This window comes from Pseudomonas gessardii (assembly GCF_001983165.1).
Classification (GTDB): Bacteria; Pseudomonadota; Gammaproteobacteria; order Pseudomonadales; family Pseudomonadaceae; genus Aquipseudomonas; species Aquipseudomonas gessardii.
Map to the genome: position 1 here is coordinate 25,014 of NZ_MNPU01000060.1, position 8,818 is coordinate 33,831.

Annotated in this window: 7 protein-coding genes and 1 pseudogene; 6 read left to right on the forward strand and 2 right to left on the reverse strand. The window is 55.1% G+C overall.

Annotation, left to right across the window (positions count from 1 at the left end):
• Window positions 1-76: 76 nt before the first annotated feature.
• The 4 genes and pseudogenes from BLL38_RS26620 (at window position 77) to BLL38_RS26635 (ending at window position 3,610) form a co-directional block, all read left to right on the forward strand.
• Window positions 77-1,201 carry a DNA cytosine methyltransferase gene (locus BLL38_RS26620; RefSeq protein WP_076964954.1) on the forward strand — a complete coding sequence of 375 codons (1,125 nt, stop codon included), beginning with the start codon at window positions 77-79 and terminating at the stop codon, window positions 1,199-1,201.
• On the forward strand, window positions 1,198-2,265 hold the full coding sequence (locus tag BLL38_RS26625; protein WP_076964955.1) for a hypothetical protein: 1,068 nt from the start codon (window positions 1,198-1,200) through the stop codon (window positions 2,263-2,265). The genes BLL38_RS26620 and BLL38_RS26625 overlap by 4 nt, the downstream gene beginning before the upstream one ends.
• A 364-nt stretch (window positions 2,266-2,629) precedes the next feature.
• A pseudogene (locus BLL38_RS26630) lies at window positions 2,630-3,225 on the forward strand (NAD(P)H-dependent oxidoreductase).
• A complete protein-coding gene (locus BLL38_RS26635) occupies window positions 3,212-3,610 on the forward strand; it encodes a MerR family transcriptional regulator (protein ID WP_076964956.1) in 399 nt (132 codons plus the stop codon). The pseudogene BLL38_RS26630 and the gene BLL38_RS26635 overlap by 14 nt, the downstream one beginning before the upstream one ends.
• Here the strand turns inward: BLL38_RS26635 and BLL38_RS26640 are convergent.
• Together BLL38_RS26640 and BLL38_RS26645 are read right to left on the reverse strand one after the other, a co-directional pair.
• Window positions 3,607-5,571, reverse strand: coding sequence for a hypothetical protein (locus BLL38_RS26640; RefSeq protein ID WP_076964957.1), 1,965 nt, complete (start codon window positions 5,569-5,571; stop codon window positions 3,607-3,609). The genes BLL38_RS26635 and BLL38_RS26640 overlap by 4 nt on opposite strands.
• 96 nt (window positions 5,572-5,667) lie before the next feature.
• Window positions 5,668-5,901: a hypothetical protein gene (locus BLL38_RS26645; RefSeq protein ID WP_076964958.1), complete on the reverse strand. Its 234-nt coding sequence runs from the start codon at window positions 5,899-5,901 to the stop codon at window positions 5,668-5,670.
• 122 nt (window positions 5,902-6,023) lie between these two features.
• On the opposite strand from BLL38_RS26645, the gene BLL38_RS26650 reads away from it, so the two are divergent.
• Window positions 6,024-6,896 (forward strand): BrxR family helix-turn-helix transcriptional regulator, encoded by an 873-nt coding sequence (locus BLL38_RS26650; RefSeq protein ID WP_076964959.1) that lies wholly within the window; start codon window positions 6,024-6,026, stop codon window positions 6,894-6,896.
• Window positions 6,897-7,068: 172 nt separating this feature from the next.
• Window positions 7,069-8,818: DUF6531 domain-containing protein (locus BLL38_RS26655; RefSeq protein ID WP_242627644.1), on the forward strand; the 1,750-nt coding region annotated here is incomplete at its 3' end.

The window sequence follows — 8,818 nt, forward strand, 5'->3', positions numbered from 1 at the left end:
TGCGACCCAAAACCGTGGGCACAGATAGGCTGCGCCGGATTGTCTAGCTAGAGCAAACATTCAGGCCGAAAATTTTATGAAAGCAATTGAGTTATTTGCAGGAATTGGTGGTTTTAGAGTCGCATGTGACTCATTAGGAATTGAAACAGTCTGGGCCAACGACATCAGCCCCACTGCCGCAAAAGTCTATCAAAAAAGATTTGGTGAAGAACATTTTCATTTTGGCGACATATCGAATTTCCTCGATCAAGTTCCTGATCATGACCTACTAACAGGTGGTTTCCCATGCCAACCCTTTTCAAGTGCAGGCCGAAAGCTTGGGCTTGAGGATGCAAGAGGAAGTTTATTTGAAAAAATAGTTCACATCCTCGAAAGGAAAAAACCCAAGTACTTTGTGCTAGAAAACGTCAAACGACTTCTATCCATGGATAGCGGAAAACATTTCGCCACAATTTTAGATGCCCTGTCTGAGATCGGCTATTTGGTTGAATGGCGACTTCTAAACTCCGTAAACTTCGGCCTACCTCAGCACAGAGAACGAGTTGTGATTATTGGTCACAGAGACCATACCCCAAAATCTTACCTCTGCACTAGCTCTGATATTTCAGAGCTAACGCCTCATCAAGCGTCTGTGGCGTCAAACACCGAAAACTGGAAGAGCATTGAAGATCATGGCTCAAAATTTCACACGTGGGGACTAGCTCTTAATGGGAAGTTTTTCCATGCAAAAATTGAAGGTTTTTCCGATGCGGCCAGGCCAGTAAAACTTAAAGATGTTCTTGAGGAGCGTCCGAACGACAACTTTTATTTTACAGAAAACACACTGGAACGAATAAAAACCAGTGAAGAGGTGAATAGATTTTATAATGGTGTCGAAATTCTATACAACCAGAAAGGCGGTGCACGAATGGGGTATTCCGTTTTTGGAATAGAGGGCGTTGCTCCCACCCTGACCTGCACAACCAGTCGGCACTATGAACGTTATAAAATCGGGAATGAGTTTAGGCGCCTAACTCCTGTTGAATATGCGAGGATCCAAGGTTTTCCAGATAATCATTGCGCGTCAGTGAAACTCTACGACCAGTATCCTCTTTATGGGAATGCCGTGCCGCCAGCACTCGTGACATGGGCAATCAAAAGAGCCACCTCAACTAGCTACACAACCTTTCAATCGGCCTCAGCACAAATGGAATTGGTATGACCGAAATTCTCATGCTTCGCGAGCATATAAAAATTAATTTGCCTGAAATCGTTGAGCAATTGAATCTATACCTTCGCGGCGAAGGCGTAGAAAATATTAAGGGCATATTACAAAGAGTCGGACGCGGCGGAAAGCTTCCGCACTGGTATGAACTGCTTGCAACCGGCCAGTCCATGCCAAACTTAGACGGCAAGACAATTGGCAGCGTCATTGAAATGACGCTACTCGGTGTGTTAGAACAGCATACTCTTAAACCTTTCAACATTCCTCCGCTCGAGGTTAATCCGGCGAAAGGCGTTGATATACCTTACTTGGATCTTGGTATTAAATCACCCTCCGAGAACTTTTGCACAAGCGAACCTTTTTTCTCTGCGTATGAGCGAATTCTTGGTAATGAGAGCGATGCGATTATACTGCTAACCGACTATCAAACCGCAAAAAAAAATCCTCCTCCGGTCAAAATTCAAATTATCAAGGCCGCATACCTTAAAGGGAGTGAAATTGCCGACAGAAACCTTTGTATATTGGCATCAAAAAATAAGCAGCGGCTTTTTGATGAGAGCGAGTCCCTTTGCAAGAAAATGCTTCAATTTCTATGTCATATCAATCAACAAGACTGGCGGGCAAAGTCGCTTCTGCGACTTTTAAACTCTCTTTACGACGATGACAACACTATCAATGCGCTGATCAATGCTATAGAGCTAGACTTTCAAACCAAGTCTTCAGCTGATATCAAGAAGGGAATAGAGCCAAACTCGATAGATGAACTGAATAAATTAATAAAAATAAGGCACTCCAACCAAAAAGTTTCAGCCATTATAAATGCATGCAATGACTGGGTCATTGACAACCACAAAGATTTTGCACGCCTCCCTAATGATAACGAGTGGCAGCGTTTCCTGAGAAGTCCCTTAGATGGAAAAATCGGAATGAGCTTTGCGTTACAGTGGCGCTATAACTTTGGGAATCTTTTCAACTCCCTGCCTTATGCACCAGTAGCATTAGTTATTACTGATGAGTCTCATGCTGCCCCATTAGTGGCCGATCAAAATTTAATGGATTGATTTTTAACTAGATACTCTGATCATCTCAAGAAAATCGGATGATCAGAGTGGCGCACATCACCAAAATCATCAATTTTACGCCTGATCGCGTTCAGAAGTGTTTCACCCCCCTCTACCTCTGACATTAAATTCAGATAACTCGGGAAGGCTCATATAAGAACGGTTGCGGTAGGAATTACAGTTAACCGCTCCCCCACAGATCCATGCGTCCGGAACTACTGCATAAGGCTCCTGCCTCAAACATTCCGCACTGCCCGCACGCCCAGAACCAAGCCCATCTTGAATCACCAGTTTTTTGCCGCCCTTGACTCTCCCCTATACGGCAGACCCTACGCTAAACATCATTTCCCTTAGGGCTTTCCCCGTGGTTCAGCGCACTCTGGTCATCCTCGGCCACTCCTCCAGCACCAGTTTCTGTTCGGCACTCGCCGAAGCCTACCTCCAATCGGCTAAAACCGCCGGCCATGAGGTTCGTATCCTACGGCTCGGCGAGATGGTTTTCGATCCGATCCTGCACCACGCCTATCACCAGGACCAAGCCTTGGAACCCGACTTGCTTGGTGCCCAATCCGACATACTCTGGGCCACACATCTGACGTTTGTCTTCCCCATTTGGTGGGGCGGTGTGCCGGCCTTGTTGAAGGGGTTTATCGATCGAATTTTCCTCTCTGGCTTTGCCTTCAAATACCGCAAGGGCAAGGCATTCCCCGACAAGCTCTTGAAGGGCCGCACCGCCCATCTGCTGGTAGCCCTGGATACGCCACCGTGGTATTACCGTTGGTTCTACCGCATGCCCGGCGTGCACCAGATGCGTAAGACCACCCTTGAGTTTTGTGGCATCAAGCCGATCAAGACAGTGCTGTTCGGCCCGCTGCTGGGCTCTACTGCGGCGCAGCGGGACAGGTGGCTGAAAAAGGCCGGCACATTCTTTTAGGAAAGGACCTCCATGTACATCGGTAAAGCCGCGCAGTTGTCAGGCACGACGATCAAGGCGATTCGTCACTACGAGGACATCGGCTTGCTGCCACCCCCGCAACGCGAGGGGCGGTATCGGGTTTACTCGGCGCAAAGCGTTGAGCTACTGACGTTTATCAAGTGCGCGCAGCAGTTGGGTTTCAAGCTCAAGGAGTTGCAGGGGATTCTGCACGGGCACCATGGCGATGAGTTGCCGTGGCAGCGCGCCAACCAGGCGATAGTACAAAAGAAGCACGAGTTGATGACGCAGATCGAAGCCCTGCAACAGGTGCATGCAGGGCTGGTGGCGTTTGAAGGCAGCCTGGAGCAGGCCCAGGGTCAGTGCCAGTTTGCACGTCTGGTGGAAACCGGCACTGCGCGCCACAGCTAGTTCAGCAGATCGCCCCATTTGTTTTGCAGGGCGCGTTCTTCGGCGATAATTTCCCGTGTCAGGCTGTCGACCCATTGCTCGGCAAAACCATTGGCTTCACGCAGCAGCAACATGATGTCGTCGAGTTCAAAGTCACCAGGCTTGGCGACATCCTTGTACTCATCCAGCATCTTCCTGACCATTTCATTGAGCTGCTGCTTGGTGGCCATTTTGGCCATGGCCATTGCCATCAACATCTGGTCGTCTTCCGGCCTTACCTTGCTACCTGGGCTGCGCGCCTGGTAGTTCTCGCACACCATCAGAAACCCGGTCAGAAAACCTTCGAGCAGACCATCTTGCTGACGAACCGACTCGGGAATCTTATGAAACGAGAAGCCATACATAAAGGCCAGCACAAAGAAGATCTGGCCTTCGACTTCTTCATCAGGGAAGCCAATAAGTTTTTGCGCCTTGGGAATCACCGCGCCCAGGTAGTTGATCGGCAACTGCCAGATAACCGCTGAATCCGGGTCGTCACGCTGTTCCTGCTTCAGGTCGGCGAGGATGGCCTGCATTTTCTCGATAGCCCGTTGCCCGGGTTGCACCACAGGCTCGTCGTCCATCAGCAGGTCATCGAGTTCGGCGTGATAGGTCGGGGCCAGTCGCGTCGGCGGGGTGATGTCTTGCAGCGCCGCGACCCGCTCGGCTTCGCCGGCCAGCAGTTTGTCGAGGAGCTTGTTGCGGTTGTCGAGGACGAACCGCACAAAAGTTTCTTCCTTGAGGGCCAGGCGCACGACTCCAGGCAGGAAGGCGTAAATAAACCCACCAAGTTTTTCAACATTGCCATCATCACGCAAGGCCGCCAGGGAAGCCTCGCCGGTCTTGTCCTTGATGAATGGCAGGATCTTCGATTTATTCTGCTCGATGGCCACGGCAACGTAGCCCAACAGTTTGTCCTTGCCGCTGATTTTTTTCTGTGGACCGTCAGAGGTTGTCTCTTCGATGACTGCCAGGGCGAGGATCTCTTCGGCAACCGGTTCTGCCAGTGGGGTCGGGGCCTCAGGCTGGGCGGCAACCACTGCAACGATAGGTTGCGCAACCGCCACCAGCGGCTGATCGGCCAACCCGCGGCGGGCATCCCCCAGGGCCTCGTTAATCACAGAGAAGAATTCACCCAGTTCTTTCTCACCCACTTGGGTAAAGGTTCCGACCTTGCGCGAGTTGACGAACAGGTCGCGCTTTTCCACGGCCAGCGAGTCCAGGTGGCGCCAGAAAAACAGGCGCGGGGTGTCGAAGACCATCTTCACTGCCAGCTTGCTCTCGCCCATCAATACGCCTTCCTTGGCGCCACCGAACAGGGTGTCGTCAATCAGCACCAGCACTTCATCTTCGCTCATGTTGGCGCCGTACGATTCCAGGGCCGCCTGCAGCTTTTTTTGCGGGATATGCGGGCGCACGTACACGCGCTCCAGCCCCAGGCGCTGGGCCAGGCTGAGGGTCATTTGCACAATGGAATCGACCTGGGCTGCCGACAGTTCCTGGTTGCCGGCCGAGGCCTTTACCGCCGCCGGCGTCGCCACCGGGGCCGACTGCTCGCCGCCCCGGGTACGCAGCCATTCCTGCAACAGGGAAAAGCAATCGTGCAGGTCGTCTTTGTCCGGCATGTTGAAGGCAATCGCCTGACGCTTGTTGAGGAAGAGTTTGCTGCCCTTGATTTCCAACCCGTCGATTTCATCGTAGGCATAGGCCACGGCATCGCTGAAGCTTTCGCGGATGGCCAGGTAATCCTGGCCGATCAAGCAGCCGTCTTTGCCGCTGGCAAACATGGTGTCGTCAATCAGCACCACCACTTCGCTGGGGTCCACGGTCAGGCCGTAGGCAGAAAGGGCGTTGCTCAAGAGTTTCTTCGGGATGTTGGGTGCGACATGAACCCGCCCCGAACTTGAATATTTCTTGGCCTGCAAAAACTCCAACAACGACATGTCCCTATCTCCCTTTCTGATTTTTTCAGCGTCATTGAGCCTGGACGCCGGAAGCTGCGCGGCAGAATAGCACTAGGCCATCACCTTGATCACCCTTCAAGACAGCTCCAGCCTTAGCTTCAGCTCCTGGACCCGTGCCCGCTCTGCCCGCAGGGCGCGCTTGAGTTCACGGTTTTCCATCTCGCGAATCTTGGCCCAGCGTGTCGCCGTACGGCAGCCCGCAACAAACCTCCAAATTTCCCGGAGGCGCAGGTACTGCATCAACAGCACCAGCAAGATCACGCCAATGAGTACCAACGCACTGGTCGAAACAAGCTCCGACATCCCCATATCCTGCATCCTTTTAGTGAATTCGAGCGATCTCGAAGACAGCAACACGATATGTCGTGTTTTATTACAGGTCCATACTGTAGACAGATACAGGTAAAGTAATCGCACATATGGGAGGGGTCATGAAACGCAAACAATCCGTCGAACAGGTGCGCTGGGACCTGGCACTTCGCTATCGCCTGATCGAAACCGTCGCCTGGTGGGAAGGCCGCCTGACCACGGGGCACTTGATCCAGAGCTTCGGCATCAGTCGCCAGCAGGCCTCGAAAGATATCAACACCTACATCACCGAACATGCGCCCCGAAACTTGACATATGACAAGCAGCTCAAGGGCTACATCCCGAGCAAGCACTTCAAGCCGCGCTTTATCGACGACAGTGCCAGCGCCTATTTGCACCTGCTGTACCAGAACAACGAACGCGCGCCGCACATCGAAGGGCTGGCCTTGGCCTATGCCCATACCAAGGTGCTGGAGGTGCCGGACCGCAGCATCCGCCCACAAATCCTACGCCCGCTGCTCAAGGCTTGCCGCGAAGGGTTGCGCCTGGAAACCGAGTACGTGTCCCTGGCCAACCCCGAGCCGGAAGTGCGCCTGATTGCCCCGCATACCCTGGTGTACACCGGTATGCGCTGGCATGTACGGGCCTACTGCGAGAAGAACGGCAAATACCGCGACTTCGTCCTGAGCCGCCTGCGCGGTGAACCGGAGTTGCTGGGCAAATCCGAGAACCTGATCGACGCCGATCACGTTTGGGAGGCCGCCGTGGACTTGGTGATCACCCCGGACCAGCGCCTGGCAGCGGCGCAGCGGGCAATTATCGAGGCGGATTTGGGCATGGTCGATGGGCAGTTGGTGATCCCCAGTCGCCAGGCCTTGGTGAAATATGTCCTACAGCGCTACCAGATCGATCCGAAGAACCTCGACCCCAAACCCGAGGCCCAGCAGATCGTGGTGAAAAACCTGCAGGAGCTGAAGCCTTGGTTGTATGACTGAAAAATCGGCTTTTACCAGTCAACAGCATCGCCGTTTCATGTGGGTATAAGCGGCGATCTCACCTGGAAAACGCCCCCTGCACGTAAGCCCATTCTGATTTAACAGCCCACACCTCCAACCGCCCTTTTCCTGCGGCATTCTCCGACGCCTTTCTTTTGCAGAGACGTCATGGATGCCAGCCCCTGCCCCTGATTCATCGCCCATCGAGCGGATCGAATACGAGCTCGATGGCTTTCACCAGAGCCTGGCGTTGTACCGCCAGCAGGTAACAAGCTGGTACGCGCAGGCCCTGGACAAGGCCAGCCATGCCGCGGATTTGCCGTCGCTGCTGGGCCTGGAGCGGGTGCTGCGGGTTGGTGACTCCCAGGTGTCGGTGAGCATGAGCGACACGGATTTTGCCTCCAGTGTTGCCGTGTGCCCGGCAGGCGGCGAGCTGAGGATCGAGAGCCAATTCGAGTCGGTGTATGACGTGCCCCTGGGCAATCTCCAGGTACAGGTGATTGGCCTGGATGATGGCAGTTCCACGCAGATCCAACTGGATGCACAGGGCAAGGGCACCCATCACTGCACGGCCGGTGGGCGCTATCAGGTGCGCGTGCAGGGCGGGGTTACGCCGGCGCAGGTGGAGGCGCTGTTTACCTCCTACGACGGTTTGACCGCCGAGCTACAAGCCTGGCTGCGCAAGGAATGGAGGGGGTTCAAACCGCATTGGCAGGCGTCGGCGTCAAGTGCCATTGGCAGTGGGATATTGGCCGGCACCTGGTCAGCCATTTCCGAGGTGTGGGACAGCCTGTCGCTGGTGCAGGACATCCTCAAGGACCCGGCCAAGCACATCGAACGCCTGGGCACCCAGGCCGCCGAGCTGGCAGCCCTGGCGCGTGAGGCGCCGCAGGTGATGGAACAGGCGATGTTGCTGGCCAGCGACGAGGCCGCGCTGTACCTGATGTTGCGCACGGCGATGATCTGGTTGTCGGCGTTGCCGCCCAGCCAGGTCGCAGGGAAAACCGCCGAGGTGATTGCCGGGTTTGCCGTGTCGTTGTTGATTGATTTGCTGATTGCGCTGGTGCTGACCATTGCCCTGCAAGGTGCCGGGATCGCGTATCTGGGGCTGCGCCTGGCCAAGTATGGGGCGCAGGTGGTTGAGCTGGCGGTGGGCTTCGTCAAGGGCGTGTTCGACATCCTCAAGCGTTTTATGGGGGCGGTGGAGCGCTACAAGGCCGTGGCCGTGCGCGGCGTCGTTGGCGGCTTGAAAAAGGGTGGCCTGCGGATGCACTGGGGGGCGCGGCGCAATACCACGCTCAAGCAGGTAGAGGCCGTGGACAACGCGCCCTCCTCGGCGAAAAACCCCAACGGCCAGGCCAGCGCCAGCGCCGACAACACCGCGACCCACGGCTGCCCAGTGTCCATGGTCACCGGCGAAGAACTGCTGACCCTGACCGATGGCGAACTGGATGGCGTACTGCCATTTGCCTGGACGCGCCTGTATCGCACCAGCGCCGTGGAGGTGGATTGCGGCCTGGGCTTTGGCTGGAGCCATTCGTTGGCCCAGCGCCTGCGTGTGGTCGGCGGCTCGGTGGTGTGGACCGATCATGAGAACCGCAGCACCACCTTTCCCCTGCCCTCCACGGCCCGTCCGGCCATCAGCAATAGCCTGGCCGAGGCGGCAATTTATCTGGGGGCGGCGTCGGATGAACTGGTGCTGGCTCAAGGGGCACGGTTCTACCACTTTCACGACGGTGTGCTGACGGCCATCAGCAACGCGTATGACAACCGCCTGCGTATTTCCCGCGACGGCTTGGGGCGGATTCTGCGCCTGGATAACGGTGCCGGTCGCGCCCTGCTGTTGCGCTATGACCGTGGGCATATCGTGGCGGTGGACTACCAGGTGTTTCGCGCGCAAAGCGAAGCGGACGACGCCTGGG

What these genes read in the sequence shown, in the direction of transcription:
- BLL38_RS26620 (WP_076964954.1), top strand. Translation starts at nt 77, where the DNA reads ATGAAAGCAATTGAGTTATTTGCAGGAATTGGTGGTTTTAGAGTCGCA.
- BLL38_RS26625 (WP_076964955.1), top strand. Translation starts at nt 1,198, where the DNA reads ATGACCGAAATTCTCATGCTTCGCGAGCATATAAAAATTAATTTGCCT.
- BLL38_RS26635 (WP_076964956.1), top strand. Translation starts at nt 3,212, where the DNA reads ATGTACATCGGTAAAGCCGCGCAGTTGTCAGGCACGACGATCAAGGCG.
- BLL38_RS26640 (WP_076964957.1), bottom strand. Translation starts at nt 5,571, where the DNA reads ATGTCGTTGTTGGAGTTTTTGCAGGCCAAGAAATATTCAAGTTCGGGG.
- BLL38_RS26645 (WP_076964958.1), bottom strand. Translation starts at nt 5,901, where the DNA reads ATGGGGATGTCGGAGCTTGTTTCGACCAGTGCGTTGGTACTCATTGGC.
- BLL38_RS26650 (WP_076964959.1), top strand. Translation starts at nt 6,024, where the DNA reads ATGAAACGCAAACAATCCGTCGAACAGGTGCGCTGGGACCTGGCACTT.